The 19,765-nt window shown below is 63.3% G+C and carries 19 protein-coding genes; 11 read left to right on the top strand and 8 right to left on the bottom strand.

The window, feature by feature from the left end; genetic code table 11:
* Window positions 1-65: 65 nt before the first annotated feature.
* Window positions 66-1,313, bottom strand: a complete 1,248-nt coding sequence (locus C0Z19_RS02495) for a pyridoxal phosphate-dependent aminotransferase (RefSeq protein WP_102608495.1) — start codon at window positions 1,311-1,313, stop codon at window positions 66-68.
* 419 nt (window positions 1,314-1,732) lie between these two features.
* Between C0Z19_RS02495 and C0Z19_RS02490 the strand changes: the two genes are divergently transcribed.
* The 11 genes from C0Z19_RS02490 (at window position 1,733) to C0Z19_RS02440 (ending at window position 13,628) form a co-directional block, all read left to right on the top strand.
* Window positions 1,733-2,107, top strand: a complete 375-nt coding sequence (locus C0Z19_RS02490; RefSeq protein WP_102608494.1) for an Mth938-like domain-containing protein — start codon at window positions 1,733-1,735, stop codon at window positions 2,105-2,107.
* A 96-nt stretch (window positions 2,108-2,203) separates the two neighbouring features.
* On the top strand, window positions 2,204-3,943 hold the full coding sequence (locus tag C0Z19_RS02485; protein WP_102608227.1) for a glycosyltransferase family 39 protein: 1,740 nt from the start codon (window positions 2,204-2,206) through the stop codon (window positions 3,941-3,943).
* Between the two features lie 51 nt (window positions 3,944-3,994).
* A complete protein-coding gene (locus C0Z19_RS02480) occupies window positions 3,995-4,366 on the top strand; it encodes an SMR family transporter (protein ID WP_102608226.1) in 372 nt (123 codons plus the stop codon).
* Window positions 4,367-4,468: 102 nt separating this feature from the next.
* Entirely contained in the window at window positions 4,469-5,623 is a 1,155-nt protein-coding gene (locus tag C0Z19_RS02475) for a DegT/DnrJ/EryC1/StrS family aminotransferase (RefSeq protein WP_102608225.1), read from the top strand.
* 6 nt (window positions 5,624-5,629) lie between these two features.
* A complete protein-coding gene (locus tag C0Z19_RS02470; RefSeq protein ID WP_102608224.1) occupies window positions 5,630-6,700 on the top strand; it encodes a glycosyltransferase in 1,071 nt (356 codons plus the stop codon).
* Window positions 6,697-7,695 carry a formyltransferase gene (locus C0Z19_RS02465; protein WP_102608223.1) on the top strand — a complete coding sequence of 333 codons (999 nt, stop codon included), beginning with the start codon at window positions 6,697-6,699 and terminating at the stop codon, window positions 7,693-7,695. The genes C0Z19_RS02470 and C0Z19_RS02465 overlap by 4 nt, the downstream gene beginning before the upstream one ends.
* Window positions 7,692-8,768, top strand: a complete 1,077-nt coding sequence (locus C0Z19_RS02460) for a bifunctional UDP-4-keto-pentose/UDP-xylose synthase (protein WP_102608222.1) — start codon at window positions 7,692-7,694, stop codon at window positions 8,766-8,768. Before C0Z19_RS02465 ends, C0Z19_RS02460 begins: the two co-directional genes overlap by 4 nt.
* Window positions 8,769-8,810: 42 nt before the next feature.
* Complete coding sequence (locus tag C0Z19_RS02455; RefSeq protein WP_102608221.1) at window positions 8,811-9,707, top strand: polysaccharide deacetylase family protein; 897 nt, start codon at window positions 8,811-8,813, stop codon at window positions 9,705-9,707.
* A 100-nt stretch (window positions 9,708-9,807) separates the two neighbouring features.
* Window positions 9,808-10,269 (top strand): peroxiredoxin, encoded by a 462-nt coding sequence (locus C0Z19_RS02450; RefSeq protein ID WP_102608220.1) that lies wholly within the window; start codon window positions 9,808-9,810, stop codon window positions 10,267-10,269.
* A 330-nt stretch (window positions 10,270-10,599) separates the two neighbouring features.
* Entirely contained in the window at window positions 10,600-12,420 is a 1,821-nt protein-coding gene (locus C0Z19_RS02445; RefSeq protein WP_102608219.1) for a PhoH family protein, read from the top strand.
* 323 nt (window positions 12,421-12,743) lie between these two features.
* Window positions 12,744-13,628 (top strand): C40 family peptidase, encoded by an 885-nt coding sequence (locus C0Z19_RS02440; protein ID WP_102608218.1) that lies wholly within the window; start codon window positions 12,744-12,746, stop codon window positions 13,626-13,628.
* 26 nt (window positions 13,629-13,654) lie between these two features.
* Here the strand turns inward: C0Z19_RS02440 and C0Z19_RS02435 are convergent, their stop codons facing one another.
* The 7 genes from C0Z19_RS02435 to rpsF all read right to left on the bottom strand — a co-directional run bounded on the left by C0Z19_RS02435 (window position 13,655) and on the right by rpsF (window position 19,599).
* On the bottom strand, window positions 13,655-14,665 hold the full coding sequence (locus C0Z19_RS02435) for an inorganic phosphate transporter (protein WP_102608217.1): 1,011 nt from the start codon (window positions 14,663-14,665) through the stop codon (window positions 13,655-13,657).
* 18 nt (window positions 14,666-14,683) lie between these two features.
* A complete protein-coding gene (locus C0Z19_RS02430) occupies window positions 14,684-15,310 on the bottom strand; it encodes a DUF47 domain-containing protein (RefSeq protein WP_102608216.1) in 627 nt (208 codons plus the stop codon).
* Window positions 15,311-15,541: 231 nt separating this feature from the next.
* Complete coding sequence (gene dnaB, locus C0Z19_RS02425) at window positions 15,542-17,956, bottom strand: replicative DNA helicase (protein ID WP_102608215.1); 2,415 nt, start codon at window positions 17,954-17,956, stop codon at window positions 15,542-15,544.
* Window positions 17,957-18,112: 156 nt separating this feature from the next.
* On the bottom strand, window positions 18,113-18,565 hold the full coding sequence (gene rplI / locus C0Z19_RS02420) for a 50S ribosomal protein L9 (RefSeq protein WP_102608214.1): 453 nt from the start codon (window positions 18,563-18,565) through the stop codon (window positions 18,113-18,115).
* Between the two features lie 27 nt (window positions 18,566-18,592).
* Window positions 18,593-18,868: a 30S ribosomal protein S18 gene (rpsR, locus tag C0Z19_RS02415; protein ID WP_102608213.1), complete on the bottom strand. Its 276-nt coding sequence runs from the start codon at window positions 18,866-18,868 to the stop codon at window positions 18,593-18,595.
* Between the two features lie 2 nt (window positions 18,869-18,870).
* Window positions 18,871-19,170: a primosomal replication protein N gene (priB, locus tag C0Z19_RS02410; RefSeq protein ID WP_102608212.1), complete on the bottom strand. Its 300-nt coding sequence runs from the start codon at window positions 19,168-19,170 to the stop codon at window positions 18,871-18,873.
* Between the two features lie 51 nt (window positions 19,171-19,221).
* A complete protein-coding gene (gene rpsF / locus C0Z19_RS02405; protein WP_102608211.1) occupies window positions 19,222-19,599 on the bottom strand; it encodes a 30S ribosomal protein S6 in 378 nt (125 codons plus the stop codon).
* Between the last annotated feature and the right edge of the window lie 166 nt (window positions 19,600-19,765).

Raw genomic sequence — 19,765 nt, 5'->3', positions numbered from 1 at the left:
GAGATAAATCGTTGAAAAGGAAACGCCTGTCCCGCTGCCGCTCGCGGCCGGAGCCCGCGTCACGGCTAACCGCCATGACGCTTGCGATAACCTTCGAGAAAGCGCCCGATCCGGTTGATCGAATCGGTCAAATCGTCGACGTTCGGCAAAAACACGACGCGGAAATGGTCCGGACGCGGCCAATTGAAGCCCGTGCCCTGCACGAGCAAGACGCGTTCTTCGAGCAGCAGATCGAGGATGAACTGCTGGTCGTCCTTGATCGGATAGATCTCCGGGTCGAGCCGCGGGAACATGTACAGCGCCGCCTCAGGCTTGACGCAACTCACGCCCGGAATCGCGTTGAGCATGTCGTAGGCGATCTGCCGCTGCTTGTAGAGGCGTCCGCCCGGAGCGATCAGATCGTTGATGCTCTGATAGCCGCCGAGCGCCGTTTGAATCGCGTACTGGCCAGGTACGTTCGGGCACAGGCGCATCGAGGCGAGGATGCCGAGACCCTCGAAATAGTCCTTGGCGCGGCGGCGGTTCTCTCCCGTCAGGCCGGACACATACATCCACCCGGCGCGATAACCGCACGAGCGGTAGCTCTTGGACAGGCTATTGAACGTGACGGTCAGGACGTCGTCCGACAACGCGCCAACCGACGTATGCTTTTTGCCGTCGTAGACGATTTTGTCGTAGACCTCGTCCGCAAACACGACGAGCCCGTGCTGACGCGCGATTTCGAGCAGATCGAGCAGCAGCTCGTCCGAATAGAGCGCGCCCGTCGGATTGTTCGGGTTGATGACGACGAGCGCACGCGTGCGCGGCGTGATCTTCGAGCGCAGATCGTCGAGATCGGGCATCCAGCCGTTCGATTCGTCGCAAAGATAATGCACGGGCGTGCCGCCGGACAGGCTGACCGCCGCCGTCCACAGCGGGTAGTCGGGCGCCGGCAGCAACACCTCGTCGCCGTCGTTGAGCAGCGCCTGCATCGCCATCACGATGAGTTCGGAAGCGCCGTTGCCGATATAGATGTCGTCCAGTTCAACGCCGGCCACGCCTTTTTGCTGCGAATAGTGCATGATCGCCTTGCGCGCGGCGAACACGCCCTTCGAATCGGAGTAGCCCGCGGACGCCGGCAGATTACGGATCACGTCCTGAATGATCTCGTCGGGCGCATCGAACCCGAACGGCGCCAGGTTGCCGATATTGAGCTTGATGATGCGATGCCCGTCTTCTTCCAGTCGCTTGGCGTGTTCGAGCACAGGCCCGCGGATGTCGTAGCAGACGTTGAGCAGCTTGTTCGATTTTAGAATCGGTTTCACGGCGGACACTGTTTCCTGGGGAGAGCCGGACGCGGCCACGACGGGCCGCCTCACGGCGATCGGCGCACCGCTCATCGGTACGCTTCGAAGCGTTGCTGCGCACGGGCGGCGTGGGGTGGGCCGGACGAAACGTGCGCTGCAAAACCGCCTGATCGGCGTCGCGCTTTTGGCGCACGCCCGGCGATGGTTGGAGTTCGCTCGCGCACTTGCACGGCGCAGTTGAGCCGCCGCAGTTGTACCCCGGTGTATCGAAGTTGCACCGCAGTTGTACCGCAGTTGCACGATGGCGGCCGCCGCTGGCGACTAAAAAGTTATAATTTAGCGGATTTTGGCCGACTTTCGCAATGCACAATCGCTGCGCAAGCCCTTTCGGCCCCGATGCGGTCGTGGCCGTCCACGCCGCGTCCGATCGACTTACGGAAACGGATTTGAAATTACACCAGGACTCCAGCGGCGCGCTGAACACTGTGACGGGTTACGGCGCCGATTACGTCGAGGTCAACCTCGTACGTCATGAAAGCAGCATCGTACTGCTGCCCGACGTGCCCGTCAGCGACTGGCCCGTGTCGTCATTCGACGTGCTCGGGCCGGAACATTTCGAGCTGCTGCTCAGCCAAGCCCCCGAACTCGTCGTGTTCGGCAGCGGCGCGCGCCTGCGCTTTCCGCATCCGCGCCTGACCGCTGCGCTGTCAGCACGGCGCATCGGCGTCGAGACGATGGATTTCATGGCCGCATGCCGAACTTACAACATTCTGATGGCCGAAGGCCGGCGCGTGGCCGCCGCGCTGCTCATCGAACGATGAGCAGCCGGCCCGCTCCGTCGCGCCAAGCCTCGGGCTTCAGCCGCGCGCGGCTCGACCCGACCCGATAGACGAACGATAAACACTGACGCCAATTTCATGCCGCTTCAACGCTACTCGCGCGCCGATGGCGCGATTCGGTCCGCCAGCGCATCCGTACAGTCGGAGAGCGCCGCGCAGCGCTGGCCTGTCGGCCCCGTCGCACTCGCCCTGCTGGTGCTGGCGCTCGCCGTCATCTGGTTCGTCCCGCTCGGATGGCGGCACCTCGTGCCCAGCGACGAGGGCCGCTATGCCGAAATGGCGCGCGAGATGTTCGTGACAGGAGACTGGATCACGCCGCGCTACAACGGCTACAAGTATTTCGAAAAGCCGCCGCTGCAGACGTGGATGAACGCGCTCACGTTCGCCTGGTTCGGCATCGGCGCATGGCAAGCGCGCCTTTATACGGCGCTCACGGGCTTTGCCGGCGTGCTGCTCGTCGGCTATACGGGCTCCCGCGTTTTCAGCGCCGCGGCGGGCTTTGCCGCCGCGCTCGTGCTGGCCAGCGCCCCCTATTGGCAGTTGATGGGACACTTCAACACGCTCGATATGGGGCTGTCGTTCTGGATGGAGCTCACGCTGTGCTCGATGCTCCTGGCCCAGCGTGCAGGCGTCGCGCCGCGCGAGGCGCGGCGCTGGATGTGGCTCTGCTGGGCGTCGATGGCGCTCGCCGTACTGTCCAAAGGCCTCGTCGGCCTCATCCTGCCCGGCGCCGCGCTCGTGCTCTATACGCTGATCACGCGCGACTGGGCCTTGTGGCGACGGCTCTACCTGCCAAGCGGCCTCATCATCTTCTTCGCGATCGCTACGCCCTGGTTCGTCCTCGTCCAGCAACGCAACCCCGAATTCCTGAATTTCTTCTTTATCGTTCAGCAATTCGACCGGTATCTGACGCCCGCGCAGAATCGGCCGGGGCCGGTGTACTACTTCGTCGGAGTGCTGCTGGTCGGACTGCTTCCCTGGCTATCGATCGGCTGGCAGAGCCTTCGGCACATGCTTGCCCAGCCGCGCCCATTGAACGGTTTCTCGCCCGGCACGCTGCTGATCGTCTGGTCGGCGTTCATCTTCGTGTTTTTCAGCGCGTCGCACTCGAAGCTCGTGTCGTATGTGCTGCCGGTCGCCCCGGCGCTTGCGCTCGTGATCGGAGCCTACCTGCCGCACGTCTCGCGCACCAGGTGGCGCGGGCATCTGATCGGCTATGCCGTGTTTCTCGTCGTCGCGGCCGTTGGCGCGATCTTCATCGCCCGCTTTGGCGACGCTCGCACCCCGAATGTGCTCTACCGCGAGTTTCGCATTTGGGTGTTCGCCGCGATCGGCGTGGCCCTCGCCCTGACGCTCGCCGCGCTGTTCGTGCTGAGGCGCACCGAGCGCGGTGTGTTGTCGTCGGCCGCGGTCTTTGGCGCTGGCTGGATCATGCTCTGCACGATTGCCGGCACGGGGCATGACGCTTTCGGGCGCCAAAGCTCGGGAGCCCTGCTGGCACCGGCTGTCAAAGCGGCCCTCGCGCGGCTGCCCGCCGATACGCCTTTTTATTCGGTCGGCTACCTGGACCATACGCTGCCGTTTTACGTCGGCCACACGACCATCATGGTCGAAAGCCCTGACGAACTGGGCTTTGGCGTAGCCCAAGAACCGTCCAAATGGGTGCCCACAGTGGGCGAATGGATTGCGCGCTGGAACGCAGCTCCGCATGCGCTGGCCGTCATGCGGCCCGACCGCTACGCCGCGTTGGCCGCCACGCAACTGCCGATGCGGGTGATCGCGCGCGATGCGCGTCGCGTCGTCGTCGAAAAACCGTGATGGCGGCTCGTTCCCGCCGCCCATCCAGCAACCGCCACTGATCCCGATTCGATGAACCCGATTTCGCTTTTTTGCATTCTGTCGGGCGTTGCCCTGAACGCCTGCGCGCAGTTGCTGCTCAAGGCCGGCGTCAACGCCGTTGGACACTTCGAATTCACCCGTGCGAACATTCTGCCGATCGGCCTGAAGCTCGCGATGCAGGCGCCGATCATCGGCGGGCTGGCCTGCTATGTGATCAGCGTCGCCGTCTGGATCGTCGGTTTGTCCCGCGTCGACGTGTCGATCGCCTATCCGATGCTCTCGCTCGGTTACGTGGTCAATGCTTTCGCCGCCTGGTATCTCTTCGGAGAAGCATTGAGCCTGCAACGTCTGATCGGCATCGGCATCATTCTGATCGGCGTGTTCGTGCTGGCCCGCAGTTGAGCGGCACAGCGCCCCACGCAACCCGCTTTCACGGCGACTCATAAAAGGCCGGCGCCATCGGCGCCGCTGCGAACCTAACACTCTCGTACTCGAGCGAAGCCCATGACCGAAGACTCCCTTCCCTTCCTGCCTTTCGTACGTCCCGAAATCGATGAAGAGACGATAGCGGGCGTGGCCGATGTGCTGCGCTCCGGCTGGATCACGACGGGCCCGCAGAATCAGGCGTTCGAGCAGGAACTGTCGGCGTTTTGCGGCGGGCGCCCCGTGCGCACCTTCAATTCGGGCACGGCAACGCTGGAAATCGGCTTGCGCATCGCCGGGGTGGGCGCGGGCGACGAAGTCATCACGACGCCCGCGTCGTGGGTCTCGACGGCGAACGTCATTCTCGAAGTCGGCGCGACGCCCGTCTTCGTCGACATCGATCCGTTCACGCGCAACATCGATCTGAATCTGCTCGAGAAAGCGATCACGCCGCGCACGAAGGCGATCATCCCCGTGTTTCTCGCCGGGCTGCCCGTCGACATGGACCGGCTCTATGCCATCGCGCGGGCCTACAAGCTGCGCGTGGTCGAAGACGCCGCGCAAGCGTTCGGCGCCACGTGGCGCGGCGAGCGCATCGGCAAGCTCGGCGATCTCGTCTCGTTCAGTTTCCACGCGAACAAGAACCTGACCTCGATCGAAGGCGGCGCACTCGTGCTCAACGACGAAGACGAGGCCGAATTGGCCCGCAAGTACCGCTTGCAGGGCATCACGCGCAAGGGATACGACGGCATGGACTGCGATGTGCTCGGCGGCAAGTACAATCTGACCGATGTGGCGGCGCGCGTCGGCCTGGGTCAGCTTGCAAAGATCGAAAGGTTCACGGCTACCCGCAAGCAACTCGCACGCGCCTACTTCGCGGGGTTCGAAGGCGGCGCGGCGGTGGAGATGGGCGTAGGCTTGCCCGTAGCCGACTTCGATAACGGCAACTGGCACATGTTCCAGATCACGCTGCCCCTGGAGCGCCTGTCGATCGATCGCGCGGCGTTCATGCAGAAGCTGCACGACGTCTATCGGATCGGTTCCGGCGTGCATTACCCGGCGATTCACCTGTTCACGCTTTACCGCGCGCGCGGTTTCGCGCCCGGCATGTTCCCGCATGCCGAGCGCTTCGGCGCGACGACGGTCACGCTGCCGATGTTCACGCTGATGACCGAGCGTGACGTGGCGCGCGTGTGCAACGCCGTCAACGAAATCTGCGAACAAAATGGGAAATAAGCGGACATGAGTTACACGGAACACCGCTCCGGCCTGCCGGAGGTCTCGGTCGTCATCCCCGTCTACAACGAGGAGGCCGGGTTGCGCGCGCTGTTTGCGCGTCTATACCCGGCGCTCGACGCGCTGGGCACGCGCTACGAGATCATTTTCATCAACGACGGCAGTCGCGACAAATCGGCCGCGATTCTCGCCGAGCAGTTTCGCGCGCGGCCCGACACGACGCGCGTCGTGCTGCTGAACGGCAATTACGGGCAGCACATGGCGATCCTTGCCGGCTTCGAGGAGTCGCGCGGCGACATCGTCCTCACGCTCGATGCCGACCTGCAAAACCCGCCCGAGGAAATCGGCAAGCTCGTCGCCAAGATGCGCGAAGGCTACGACTACGTGGGCTCGATCCGCAAGCAGCGCCAGGACACGCTTTGGCGGCGCAAGGCCTCGCGCGCGATGAACCGCCTGCGCGAACGGATCACGCATATCAAGATGACGGACCAAGGTTGTATGTTGCGCGCATACAGCCGCCAGATCATCGACACGATCAACCGCTGCGGCGAAGTGAACACCTTCATTCCCGCGCTCGCCTACACTTTTGCCCAGAACCCGATCGAACTCGAAGTCGCGCACGAAGAGCGATTCGCCGGCGAGTCGAAGTATTCGCTCTACAGCCTGATCCGCCTGAACTTCGATCTCGTGACGGGCTTCTCCGTCGTGCCGCTGCAATGGCTTTCGTTCATCGGCGTGATTTTGTCGATGGGCTCGGCGGGATTGTTTCTGCTGCTCGTCGTCAGGCGCTTCGTCATCGGCGCGGAGGTTCAAGGCGTGTTCACACTGTTCGCCATTACATTCTTCATGCTCGGCGTGATCATCTTCGCCTTGGGCCTGCTTGGCGAATACATCGGGCGCATCTACCAGCAGGTGCGCGCGCGCCCCCGCTACCTCGTGCAAACAGTGCTCGAGGCGCGTCCCGGCGATGTGCCGCCGATCCCGGCCACCGGCGCCGCTCCTGCGGCTCAAGCGGCTCCGGGCACGGCGGCCCCCGATGCCGCGTGGCCGACACAAACGCAGGAACGCGATCGATGAAGCCGCGCGCCGTCGTTTTCGCGTACCACAACGTCGGTGTGCGCTGCCTGCGCGTGTTGCTCGCGCGCGGCGTCGACGTCGCGCTCGTCGTGACCCATGAGGACAATCCGGCCGAGCGCATCTGGTTCGGCAGCGTCGCGCAAGTGGCAGCCGAGCACGGGATCGAAACGATCACGCCCGCCGACCCCACCGGCGCGCAGATGCATGACGCGGTCGCGCGCGCGCGGCCCGACTTCATTTTCTCGTTCTACTACCGTCATATGTTGCCGGCGGCACTGCTGGCGCTCGCGCCGCGCGGCGCCTACAACATGCACGGCTCGCTGCTGCCAAAGTATCGGGGCCGCGTGCCGACGAACTGGGCCGTGCTGAACGGCGAGACCGAGACTGGCGCGACACTGCACGAAATGGCGCTCAAGCCGGACGCCGGTGCGATCGTCGGACAGACGGCCGTGCCGATTTTGCCTGACGATACGGCTCAGGAAGTCTTCGACAAGGTGACAGTCGCGGCGGAGCAAACGCTTTGGCGCGTGCTGCCGGCGCTCATCGCCGGCGAGGCGCCTCACTTGCCGAACGACCTCGCCCGCGGCAGCTACTTTGGCGGGCGCAAACCCGAGGACGGCCGCATCGATTGGTCCAAGCCCGCGCAAGAGGTCTACAACCTCATCCGCGCGGTCGCTCCGCCGTACCCGGGCGCATTCACCGATGTCGCCGGGGAACGCTTCGTGATCGCGCGCGCGCGCATGGCCGGTCTCGATGCGATGACGCGGCTCGGCGCGGCGTATCGTGAACGCACCGATGGCGGCCCCACCGATGGCGGCCCCACCGATTTGCCCCCGGGTCTGTACGTAAGCGATAATGCGTGTTTCGGCGTCTGCGGCGATGCGCGCGCAATCGCCATCTTCGAATTGCGGCATCAGCGCGACGGGCACGAAACCGTCGTCACCCCCGCGCAGTTCGTCCAGCTCACTCACAGTTCCAGCTCTCGTCATTCATGAATTCCGCCAAAACCGAACGTTCCGCCAAGAAAGTCCTGATTCTCGGCGTCAATGGCTTCATCGGCCACCATTTGTCCAAGCGCATCCTCGAGACGACCGACTGGGAAGTGTTCGGCATGGACATGCAGACGGACCGCCTGGGCGATCTCACGAAGCATGAGCGGATGCACTTCTTCGAAGGCGACATCACGATCAACAAGGAGTGGGTCGAATATCACGTGAAGAAGTGCGATGTGATCCTGCCGCTCGTGGCGATCGCTACACCCGCCACGTACGTGCAACAGCCGCTGCGCGTGTTCGAGCTCGACTTTGAAGCGAACCTGCCGATCGTGCGTTCGGCCGTGAAGTATCGCAAGCACCTCGTGTTTCCGTCGACGTCCGAGGTCTACGGCATGTGCGCCGACGAGGAGTTCGATCCCGAGGCATCGGCCCTGACCTACGGTCCGATCAACAAGCCGCGCTGGATCTACGCCTGCTCGAAGCAGCTCATGGACCGCGTGATCTGGGGCTACGGCATGCAGGAGGGCCTCAATTTCACGCTGTTCCGCCCGTTCAACTGGATCGGGCCGGGCCTCGATTCGATCTATACGCCGAAGGAAGGCAGCTCGCGGGTGGTCACGCAGTTCCTGGGCCACATCGTGCGCGGCGAAAACATCAGCCTCGTCGACGGCGGCTCGCAAAAGCGCGCGTTTACCGATATCGACGACGGCATTAGCGCCTTGATGAAGATCATCGAGAACAAGGACGACATCGCGTCGGGCAAGATTTACAACATCGGCAATCCGAAGAACAACTTTTCGGTGCGCGAACTCGCTCACAAGATGCTGGCGCTGGCCGCCGAATATCTTGAATACGCCGATTCGGCCAAGGCAGTGCAACTCGTCGAAACGTCGTCGGGCGCGTACTACGGCAAGGGCTATCAAGACGTCCAGAACCGCGTCCCGAAAATCGACAATACGATGGCCGAGCTCGCCTGGGCGCCCACGACCACGTTCGACGACGCGCTGCGCAAGATTTTCGAAGCGTACCGTGGACACGTCGGCGACGCCCGCGCGCTCGTCGAGCAGCAGTAAGCACGGCTTCGCTGCGCCGCCGCCACGCTTCGAGGTCTGCCTTTGCCCCGCATCGTTCTCAAAATCGACGTCGACACGCTGCGCGGCACCCGCGAAGGCGTGCCCAATCTTGCGCGCATGCTCGACCGCTTCAAGGCGCGCGCCACGTTTCTGTTCAGCCTCGGCCCGGATCACACGGGCTGGGCGCTGCGCAGGGTCCTGCGGCCCGGCTTCCTGAAGAAGGTGTCGCGCACATCGGTGCTCGAGCACTACGGGGTCAAACAGTTGATGTATGGCGTGCTGCTGCCAGGGCCTGACATCGGCCGGCGCGGCGTGGCCGATATGCGTGCAATCCACGAAGCCGGCTTCGAATGCGGCATCCACACGTGGGACCACGTGTACTGGCAGGACAATGTCCGCTCGCGCGGGCGCGACTGGACGATCGGCGAAATGCAAAAGAGCTTCGCGCGCTTCGTCGATGTATTCGGCGCACCGCCCGCCACCCACGGCTCGGCCGGGTGGCAGATGAACGAGCATGCCTTCGAGCAGATCGATGCTTGGGGCATGTCTTACGCGTCGGATGGGCGGGGTCATTCCCCGTATCGGCCCGTCGTCCAAGGCAGGACGCTCGAGCACGTGCAATTGCCCACGACGCTGCCCACGCTCGACGAGTTGATCGGCGTCGACGGGTGCGACGAAACGAATGTCGCGCAGCGGCTGCTCGCCGCCACGGCCCACAGCCCGCAGGACCAAGTCTTCACGCTGCACGCCGAACTCGAAGGGCAAAAGCTTGCGCCCGTCTTCGAGCAACTGCTCGCGGGCTGGCACGCCCAAGGTCACACTTTTGCGACGATGGGCGATTACCATGCTGCGCTGGACCGCAACCTGCTGCCATCGTACCCTGTCACCTGGGGTGCGATTCCCGGCCGCTCGGGCGAACTGATCGTCCAGCCGGACTGACCGCCCGCCGCCGCCGCGCAGTGCACGCGCGGCCAAATGGCCAAATGGCCAGGCCCGTCAGGCCGCCGAACAATTTGCGCGATAAAAACAGGAGAACCACGTGCCTATTGCAGTCGACCAACCCGTCCCCGATTTTTCCGCCGCCGCTACCGGCGGCGAAATCACGCTGTCCGGCCTTCGGGGCAAAAAGGTGGTGCTGTACTTTTATCCGAAGGACAACACGCCGGGCTGCACGACCGAAGGTCTGCAGTTTCGCGATCTTTACCCCCAATTTCAGAAGGCCGGTGCCGAAATCATCGGCGTATCGCGCGACAGCCTGCGCTCGCACGAGAATTTCAAAGCGAAGCTCGAACTGCCGTTTCCGTTGATTTCGGATCCGGACGAAGCGCTTTGCTCGCTGTTCGGCGTCATCAAAATGAAAAAGATGTATGGCAAGGAAGTGCGGGGCATCGAGCGCTCCACCTTTCTGATAGACGCCGACGGCGTGCTTCGCCAGGAGTGGCGTGGCGTAAAAGTGCCCGGCCATGTCGACGACACGCTGGAGGCTGTACAAGGACTTTGACGCGCGTTATATTGCATTGCAATGAGTTCCCGTTCACTTCGTCTTGTTCGCAGCCGCGCCGGCGTCGTCGCCAAGGCAGACGCTTTACCCGTCAGGCGCCGTGCAATGCTCGCAATCGAGCCGCTAGCTCCATCGCAACCGGAGCGGCGGCTTTTTTGTTTTTCGGCGGGTGGGCGCGCCCCTCAGCCGTTCTCTTGCTAAGGAGCTGATCGAAATCTAGGCGAACCGGCGAACCGAAACCTGAAACGCGCTGCTCGAGCGCCGGCCCCACGACCTGGGGCTGCCTGCTCGGCAGCGCATGAGATGCGACCCGATTCTTTGAGGGAAACCATGCCTTTGCCTACCCCGCCCAGCAAGCTCGGCAGCTTATTGCCGCCCGATGAATTCAAGGCGAAAGCCAGACCGGCGCGCAGCGCCAAAAAACAAGGGACGATTGGGGAGCAAGCAGAAGCGGCCGAGTATGACGCGGTAAGCGGCGCCACCTCCGTCGCCGCGCCGATGGGGTCCGCCGCCAATGCGGGCGCCACGCTGAGTTCGATGCCGCCCTCGCCCGCCGTCGAAAACCAGAGCGCAACGCCCGCCCGCGGCCGCAAGCCGAAGCAAACGGCAGCGCTGCTCACCCCTGCCGCACCTGCCACACCCGCCGCACCTGTGCAGGCGCGCAGCCAGACGCCCGCTGCTCCGGCGCCCGCAGTCCAAGCGCAGGCGGCACCCGCCGTCAGGCCTCGCACGCGCAAGGTCGTCGCGGGCGAGGCCGAAGTGCGCAAGCTGTTCGTGCTCGACACGAACGTGCTGATGCATGACCCGACCTGCCTTTTCCGTTTCGAGGAACACGACGTCTATCTGCCGATGATGACGCTCGAAGAACTCGACAATCATAAGAAGGGCATGTCGGAAGTCGCGCGCAACGCTCGCCAGGTCAGCCGCACGCTCGATGCGATCGTCGCCAACGCAGGGCCGATCAGCGAGGGGCTGCCGCTCGCTCGCCTCGGCAGCCGCGAAGCGCTGGGCCGGCTCTACTTCCAAACGAAGCTCGCCGACATCGAGCCCGTCGAGGGACTGCCCCAGGGTAAGGCGGACAACCAGATTCTGGGCGTGGTGCGCGCGCTGCAACGCGATCGCGAAGATCGTCAGGTGGTGCTGGTGTCGAAAGACATCAACATGCGGATCAAGGCCCACGCGCTGGGGTTGCCGGCCGAGGATTATTTCAACGATCAGGTGCTCGAGGACAAGGATCTCCTGTTCTCGGGCGTGCGCCCGCTGCCGCAGGACTTCTGGACCAAACATGCCAAGGGCATGGAAAGCTGGCAGGACAACAAGACGGGTACGACTTACTACCGTGTAACAGGACCGGTGTGTCCGTCGCTGCTCGTCAATGAGTTCCTCTACCTGGAACCGCAAACGGGCGAGCCGCCGTTCCAGGCGATCGTGCGCGAGCTCAATGGCAAGACGGCGGTGCTGCAGACGCTGCGCGACTACAGCCACCACAAGAACAACGTCTGGGGCATCACGGCCCGCAACCGCGAGCAGAATTTCGCGCTGAACCTGCTCATGAATCCCGACATCGACTTCGTCACGCTGCTCGGACAAGCCGGCACAGGCAAGACGCTGGTGGCACTGGCGGCCGGACTCGCGCAAGTGCTCGACGAGAAGCGATATAACGAGATCATCGTCACGCGTGCGACGGTGCCGGTCGGTGAAGACATCGGCTTTTTGCCGGGCACTGAAGAAGAGAAGATGCAGCCGTGGATGGGCGCATTCGATGACAACCTCGAAGTGCTGCAACGGACCGACGACAGTGCCGGCGAATGGGGCCGCGCCGCCACACAGGAGCTGATCCGCTCGCGCCTGAAGGTCAAGAGCATGAATTTCATGCGGGGGCGGACGTTCGTCGACAAGTACCTCATCATCGACGAAGCGCAAAACCTGACGCCTAAGCAGATGAAGACGCTCGTCACGCGCGCGGGCCCCGGCACGAAGATCGTCTGCCTCGGCAATATCGCGCAGATCGACACGCCATATTTGACCGAGGGTAGCTCGGGGCTCACGTACGTCGTCGATCGCTTCAAAGGATGGGCGCACAGCGGCCATGTCACGCTCGCACGCGGCGAACGCTCGCGGTTGGCCGACTACGCGTCAGACATTCTCTGAGCGCGTTCGCCGCGGCGCGCCCCGCGACGACGCAGTTCCACGCCTTTCCACTGCTGCTAACCACGCCCGGCTCGCCGGGCGTTTTTCTTTTGGGGGCGGAGCGAGAGCCGAGAGCGCTACCGGTCATCTGCCCGTGTCTGCCCGTGTCGGCCGGGCAACAGTTGGGCGACACACTTCAAGTAATTTATGAAGAATTCTTGCCGAAGCCCCGCCAGCAGGACTACCATCGGCCGCAACGGCGTTCGGAATCAAGACTGTTATCCGACCGGCCGTCCGACGGTTCTTTTCATGCCCGGCGCCGCGTGCGCAGGGTATTCGATGCCATGCTGCGATCCTGGTCTGTCATTCTTGTCGTGCTGTCGCTGGCTGCGTGCTCGAGTGCGCCGCCAAAGGCTGGACGCACGGGAGGCGGGTCAGCGTACGGCAACAACGCGCTGCGCACGATGCCGCCGGGTTCGCCCCGCTTTGTCGATCACAGTATCGGGCGCGAAGAAATCTCCATCCAGGCCATGAGCCTCGTCGGCGTCCCCTATCGGTGGGGCGGCAATACGCCGGACAGCGGGTTCGATTGCAGCGGGCTCGTGAGGTACGTCGTCGCGCGCGCTGCCGACGTCGACCTGCCACGTACGACCGCCGACATCAGCCATCGCGGGGAATCGATCGAGCCCGATGAGGTGGCGCCCGGCGACCTGATTTTCTTCAACACGACGGGGCGACCGCATTCGCACGTGGGCATCTATGTCGGCAAGCTGCGCTTCGTGAACGCGCCGTCTACAGGAGGCACCGTTCGGATTGACTATCTGACAAACCCGTACTGGGCGAAACACTTCGACGGCATTCGGCGCGTCGCGCCACCGCTTGCACGCCCCTCGCCGTTCGATGCGCCCACAGAGCAGGCGGCAACGGAAACACCGACGGCGCCGATCAGCCCGCCCGCCCTGTCGCGCTCGTCATCGGCGCCGTCCGCCACGGCGGCGGTCGAAGATCCGATCGACGCGGCTGCCGACGCCTTTGAACCACCGCCGCCTGCTGCCGCTCAAGCGCAGCGGCAGGCCAAGCGTATCGGCGCGCTGCCGGTGCCGGTGCAGGCACCGGCCAGCGAAGCGAATGGCCCGATCATGCGTGCTTCAACGCTCCCGCCGTTCCAAGCCGCCCCGAGCGCCACTGCCGACGACCCGATCGCACAATTCGCCAACGCCCGCGAATAGAGCACCCGCGGCTATACCATGCGCGCTTAGAAGAACCGATGCCCGAGCCACCAGCCGATCGCCGCGAGTACCGCCGACGCAGGAATGGTCAGCACCCAGGCCCAGACGATATTGCCGGCAACGCCCCAGCGCACGGCTGACAGTTTTTGCGTCGCGCCCACCCCGACGATCGCGCCGGTGATCGTATGCGTCGTGGACACGGGCACGCCGATGGCCGACGCCAGGAACAACGTGATCGCCCCACCCGCTTCCGCACAAAAGCCGCCGACCGGCTTGAGCTTCGTGATCTTCTGTCCCATCGTGCGGACGATGCGCCAGCCGCCGAACAGCGTTCCGAGGCCCATCGACATGTAGCAGGCGCCCACGACCCAGACCGGCGGTGCCGCAGCCGTAGCCGAAGCAAAGCCCGTCGCGATCAGCAGCATCCAGATAATGCCGATCGTCTTTTGCGCGTCGTTGCCGCCGTGCCCCAGACTATAAAGCCCGGCCGAGATGAGCTGCAGGCGCCGGAAACGGCGGTCGACCTTGCTCGGTGGCGTTCGGAAGTAGATCCACGACACGGCTGTCATGAAAAACGAGCCGAGGACGAAGCCGAGCAGCGGCGAGAGGAAGATGAAGGCGACGGTTTTCATGATCCCGTCGATATTGAGCGCCCACCAGCCCGATTTGGCCAGCGCTGCCCCGACGAGGCCGCCGATCAGCGCATGAGAAGAACTCGACGGGATGCCGAAGCGCCAGGTCAGGATGTTCCAAATGATCGCGCCGAACAGCGCGCCGAATACGATGTAGTGATCGACGATTTTTGGGTCGATCGTCCCCTTCCCGACCGTCGAGGCGACCTTCAAATGAAAGATGAAGTACGCGATGACGTTGCAGGCAGCCGCAAACACGACGGCCTGCTGCGGCTTCAGCACCCCGGTGGAGACGACGGTCGCGATCGAGTTCGCCGCGTCGTGAAAGCCGTTCATGAAGTCGAAGACGAGCGCGACGGCGATCAGCGTCGCGAGCGCCCAAATGGCGATCTGGATCGATTGCATCAGTTGAGTCCGTCCGCTTTACGCGTTTTCCAACACGATGCCTTCGATGATGTTCGCGACATCCTCGCACTTGTCCGTGATCGATTCGAGCAACTCGTACACGGCCTTGAGCTTGATCAGCGTCTTGACGTCGTCCTCTTCGCGGAACAGCTTCGACATGGCTGAGCGCAGCACGCGATCGGCTTCGGATTCCAGACGGTCGATCTCCTCGCAGGCCGCGAGAATCTGGCGCGCCTGGCTCATGTCGGACAACATATTGACCGCTTGTTGCACATGCTTGGCCGTCTGCGTGCAGATGTGCGCGAGTTGGCTCGCTTCCGAGGTCATCGCTTGCACGTCGTAAAGCGAGACAGCCGTCGCAACGTCTTCCATCAGGTCGAGGATGTCGTCCATCGTCGTGATCAGCTTGTGGATCTCGTCGCGATCGAGGGGCGTGATGAACGTCTTGTGCAACAGGTCGATCGTCTCGTGCGTCAGTTTGTCCGCGGCCTTTTCGTTGGCCTGAACGCGCTGTTTATGCACTTCGGCTTCGCTGAGATTGTCGACGAGGTGTTCGAGCTCTTCGCTCGCAGAAACGATGCACTTTGCGTGCTCGTTGAAGATTTCAAAGAACTTGCCCTCGGTGGGCATGAAACGACCGAACATTGAGATCCCGATAGGTGGTCATATTGGGCGCCCCAACGCCGCGGCGGCCTGTGCCGCTGGGCCAGGCAAGATTGCGCCGGGCGGGGGGCAGAGAGGCAGTCCCGCGCAGCGCCTCTTCGGGGCTGACATAAAACTGCAACATTGTACCGGGTGATGGGAGCGCGCCCAACGACTGGTTGCACCCGCTACACCGGAATGCAACACCCCTGCCGCGGCGCTCGTTGCAAGCGCCTACTCGCCGCCGTAGAAATTCTGGGCGCCGGCGAAATTATCGAACTTCGTGTATTGGCCCAGGAAGGTGAGCCGAACGGGGCCGATCGGACCGTTACGCTGTTTGCCGATGATAATCTCGGCCGTGCCTTTGTCGGGGCTGTCGGGATTGTAGACTTCGTCGCGGTAAATGAAGAGGATGACGTCCGCGTCCTGCTCGATAGCGCCAGACTCGCGCAGGTCCGACATCACGGGCCGCTTGTTCGGCCGCTGTTCGAGACCACGATTGAGCTGCGACAGCGCAATCACCGGCACGTCGAGTTCCTTCGCCAGGCTCTTGAGCGACCGCGAGATTTCAGAGATTTCCGTGGCGCGGTTTTCGCCGGACGACGAACCGGACATCAGCTGCAGGTAGTCGACGATGATGAGACCGAGCTTGCCGCACTGGCGCGCGAGACGTCGCGCGCGCGAGCGCAGTTCCATCGGATTCAGACCGCCCGTCTCGTCGATGAACAGTTGCGCCTCGCTCATTTTCTGCACGGCGTGCGTGAGCTTGGGCCAGTCTTCATCGGTCAGCCGGCCGGTGCGCATCCGATGCTGGTCGAGACGCCCCACCGAGCCGAGCATCCGCATCACGAGCTGCGTACCAGGCATTTCCATCGAGAACACCGCGACGGGCAGCCCGTACTCGACGGCGACGTATTCGCCGATGTTCATCGAAAATGCCGTGTTGTGCGTCACGACATAGTCGTCCGTTACGTAGAGGCGCGACGGATGCGACACCGAGATACATTGCGTCTGCGTACAGCGCGTGGGTTCGATCGAGACGATCACAGGCATCTTGTGCCTGGCGCGCCCTCGCTCGAGACGCTCACGATTGCCTTCGAACAAGAAAAGGCTTTGCGGGTCGGGATGGCTGATCGTGCATTGGTACGTGATCGCACCTTGCCGACGCTCGCCGTCGTCTGCAAACGACGATTGCTTTTCCGACACCGAGCACCAGCCGCCGAGCGAGCGCACGAGCTCGCAGACGTCGCTCGCCAGCCGCGAGCTGACTGTCGAATACCGCACGGTGCCCGACGATTCGGCGCGACCGTTCGTGTCCAGCAGCCCACGCAGCAAATCGAGGCGCGCAGGCTTGGCGGCGTCCAGATAGGCACGCGGGATGAATTTGTCGCGCCCCGTACAGCCCCACAGGCTGAGCCGCTCGAGCGCGTGTCTGAGCGGGTCGACGCTCGCACCCGCGGCGCGGCGTTCGATCCGCGCATCGCCTTCGCCCGCGTAGTGGAGTTCCACGGCTGCGCCGGCGTGCGAGCGCATGCGCTCGAAGGCGCCTTCGGCCCTGACGCTGAAGCGAACCGACGTGCCATCGATTTCACCGTCGCCGAGCAGCGCGCCGAGCACCCACGGGTCGACCGGCAATGCTTCAGCGTGACCGAATTCGCCGCCAGGCAGGTCGATCCACAAGCGGTTCCGATAGCGCTGCTGCGTGAGCAGAGTACGCAGTTCGGCCGTATCGACAACGCGCGGCTTTGCCCAGCTGCGGAAATGCACGCGCCAAAGATGTTCGTCACAGCATTCAGCCGAGCGCCCGTCGGAAAACCGCACCCGGTACACTTGCCGCTCGCCCTGTGGGTAGACGCCCGTCACCATCGACGGCGCGCCGTCCACCGATGCCAACGCGTCGCCCCGTTGAAGCTCGCCCATGCGCTTCCAGCCCGACAACGTCTTCACGCGCGCGTCGACCGGCTGCGCCTTGCCCATCGACGGCCGCCCCGCCACGATGATCAGTTCGCCGCCGTGCATGCCCGACGTCATCCGATCGAGATCGACGAAGCCTGTCGGCGTGCCCGTCACGTCGCTTGGATTGGCCGTGTGGTAAAGCGTATCGATGCGCTCGACGACCTGCGTCAGCAAGGGCCCGATCTCAAGAAAGCCCTGCGTGCCGCGTGCACCGTCCTCGGCAATCGAAAATACCTTCGATTCGGCCTCGTCGAGCAGCTGCCGGACTTCCTTGCCCTGCGGATTGAACGCATCGGCGGAGATTTCGTCGGCCACCGACACGAGCCGGCGCAACACCGCCCGATCGCGGACGATTTCGGCATAGCGCCGGATATTGGCGGCGCTCGGCGTGTTTTGCGCGAGCGCGTTCAGGTAAGCGAGGCCGCCCACCTCGTCGGCTTTGCCCGAGGTGGACAACGCTTCGTACACCGTCACGACGTCGGCCGGGCGCGTCGCAGCGATGAGGCGCCCGATGTGCTCGTAGATGAGCCGGTGGTCGTACCGGTAAAAATCGCTCTGAGACAGGAAATCGGCGATACGGTCCCAGGCCGCATTATCGAGCAGCAGGCCGCCCAGGACGGATTGCTCGGCCTCGATCGAATGCGGTGGGACTTTCAGCGACTCGAGTTGCGGATCGTTCGACGGTGCGTTCATGGGGAGGCATTATCGCGAAATGGCTGCGCGTTAGCCAGCAGGCAAAACGAGGCCAAAACAAAAAAGGCAGGAACCGACGTTTCGGCTCCTGCCCTCTTCATATTCTGGACCGAACCGGGAACGACGCCCGGTACGGCCGGTATCGCGTTGCGATGCTTAGGCGTGCTCGCCCAGCACCGACACCGTGACGTCGACGAGGACGTCGGTGTGCAGCGACACTTGCACCGGGTGGTCGCCCACCATCTTCAGCGGACCGGTCGGCATGCGCACTTGCGCCTTTTCGACCTCGAAGCCTTGCTTGGTCAGCGCAGCGGCGATGTCGGCGTTCGTGACCGAACCGAACAGACGGCCGTCGACGCCTGCCTTCTGAGCGATCTGGACCGTCAGGCCTTCCATCTTCCCGCCTTGCGCCTGAGCGGCGGCGAGCTTCTCGGCAGCAGCCTTTTCCAACTCGGCGCGGCGCACTTCGAATTCGGCGATCGCGTCCTTCGTTGCACGACGAGCCAGCTTTTGCGGGATCAGGAAGTTACGGGCGTAGCCGTCCTTGACCTTGACCACGTCGCCGAGGTTACCCACGTTGACGACTTTTTCCAAAAGAATGATTTGCATTCGGATTCTCCTTATCGCGTCGTCTGATTAGGCCTTGTGCAGGTCGGTGTACGGCAGAAGCGCGAGGAAGCGCGCGCGCTTGATAGCCGTATCGAGCTGGCGTTGATAGTGGGCCTTCGTACCCGTCAGACGCGCCGGCGTGATCTTGCCGTTTTCGCCGATGAAGTCCTTCAGCGTGTCGATGTCTTTGTAGTCGATGTACTCGACGCCAGCAGCCGTGAAGCGGCAAAACTTCTTGCGCTTGAACAGCGGGTTTTGTTGCTGACGGCGCTTGTCGAATTTCTTACCAGTCGGGCGGGGCATGTTCAGTCCTTTCCAATGTCCTGCAATTCTGTGATGTGAAACACCAGGGTTCTCGCATTGCGGCTCTTCTTCGCCAGGAAACCGGTGAAGAGCGTCTCTACGCCCATCTCACACGTTTCCAGCTTTCCGCTCGCGGCGCCCGCGGCCAGCGCGGGCAAGGTCAATTCGACTTGCCGGACGATGCCGGCTTCGACGACTTCCCCGCGATGCTGCAGCGTACAGGTTGCGATCGGCACGCCTGCCGGCGTATAGCGCAGCGGCTCGCGCTCGATCACGCTGGCTACGAGTTGCAGCCTGTTCACGAGAGCGGCGAAAAACCGACGAGACCCAGGTGGCTTAAACCGTAAATACCGTTAAGCCTGCGCTTCGGACGGTTGCGACGAGGCAGCCGCCTTCTTGGCTTCTTCGCGTTGCACTTCCTTCATCATCGGCGAAGGGCCCGTTTCGGCCTTCTTCATCTTGACGATGAGGTGACGCAGCACGGCGTCGTTAAACTTGAATGCGTGCTCGAGCTCTTCGAGCGTGGCCTGATCGCATTCGATGTTCATGCAAACGTAGTGAGCCTTCGCGAGTTTCTCGATCATGTAGGCCAGTTGGCGACGGCCCCAGTCTTCGATGCGATGGATATTGCCACCACGCGTGGTAATCGTGGATTTGTACCGCTCGATCATTGCGGGCACCTGCTCGCTTTGATCGGGGTGTACGACAAAGACGATTTCGTAATGACGCATACACACTCCTTATGGATTAAAGCCACCCGGGCGTCGATGGTCGATTCGATGATCGAAACCAACCGGTGTGGCAAGTGAGAAGCCGGAGATTGTAGCGCAAAGAGCTTCGCCGCGCAATGCCGTGCACCGCGGCCCACTGCGCGGCAGGCGGGCCACGTCGAACCGG

This window comes from Trinickia soli, from assembly GCF_002879855.1.
Lineage (GTDB): Bacteria > Pseudomonadota > Gammaproteobacteria > Burkholderiales > Burkholderiaceae > Trinickia > Trinickia soli.
This window is presented reverse-complemented; position numbering and strand designations above follow the sequence as displayed.

Coding starts and splice junctions, on each gene's coding strand:
- C0Z19_RS02435 (WP_102608217.1), bottom strand. CDS start 14,665: ATGCAATCGATCCAGATCGCCATTTGGGCGCTCGCGACGCTGATCGCC.
- C0Z19_RS02430 (WP_102608216.1), bottom strand. CDS start 15,310: ATGTTCGGTCGTTTCATGCCCACCGAGGGCAAGTTCTTTGAAATCTTC.
- dnaB (WP_102608215.1), bottom strand. CDS start 17,956: ATGAACGCACCGTCGAACGATCCGCAACTCGAGTCGCTGAAAGTCCCA.
- C0Z19_RS02465 (WP_102608223.1), top strand. CDS start 6,697: ATGAAGCCGCGCGCCGTCGTTTTCGCGTACCACAACGTCGGTGTGCGC.
- C0Z19_RS02480 (WP_102608226.1), top strand. CDS start 3,995: ATGAACCCGATTTCGCTTTTTTGCATTCTGTCGGGCGTTGCCCTGAAC.
- C0Z19_RS02440 (WP_102608218.1), top strand. CDS start 12,744: ATGCTGCGATCCTGGTCTGTCATTCTTGTCGTGCTGTCGCTGGCTGCG.
- rpsR (WP_102608213.1), bottom strand. CDS start 18,868: ATGCCCCGCCCGACTGGTAAGAAATTCGACAAGCGCCGTCAGCAACAA.
- rplI (WP_102608214.1), bottom strand. CDS start 18,565: ATGCAAATCATTCTTTTGGAAAAAGTCGTCAACGTGGGTAACCTCGGC.
- C0Z19_RS02460 (WP_102608222.1), top strand. CDS start 7,692: ATGAATTCCGCCAAAACCGAACGTTCCGCCAAGAAAGTCCTGATTCTC.
- C0Z19_RS02485 (WP_102608227.1), top strand. CDS start 2,204: ATGCCGCTTCAACGCTACTCGCGCGCCGATGGCGCGATTCGGTCCGCC.
- rpsF (WP_102608211.1), bottom strand. CDS start 19,599: ATGCGTCATTACGAAATCGTCTTTGTCGTACACCCCGATCAAAGCGAG.
- C0Z19_RS02475 (WP_102608225.1), top strand. CDS start 4,469: ATGACCGAAGACTCCCTTCCCTTCCTGCCTTTCGTACGTCCCGAAATC.
- C0Z19_RS02445 (WP_102608219.1), top strand. CDS start 10,600: ATGCCTTTGCCTACCCCGCCCAGCAAGCTCGGCAGCTTATTGCCGCCC.
- C0Z19_RS02470 (WP_102608224.1), top strand. CDS start 5,630: ATGAGTTACACGGAACACCGCTCCGGCCTGCCGGAGGTCTCGGTCGTC.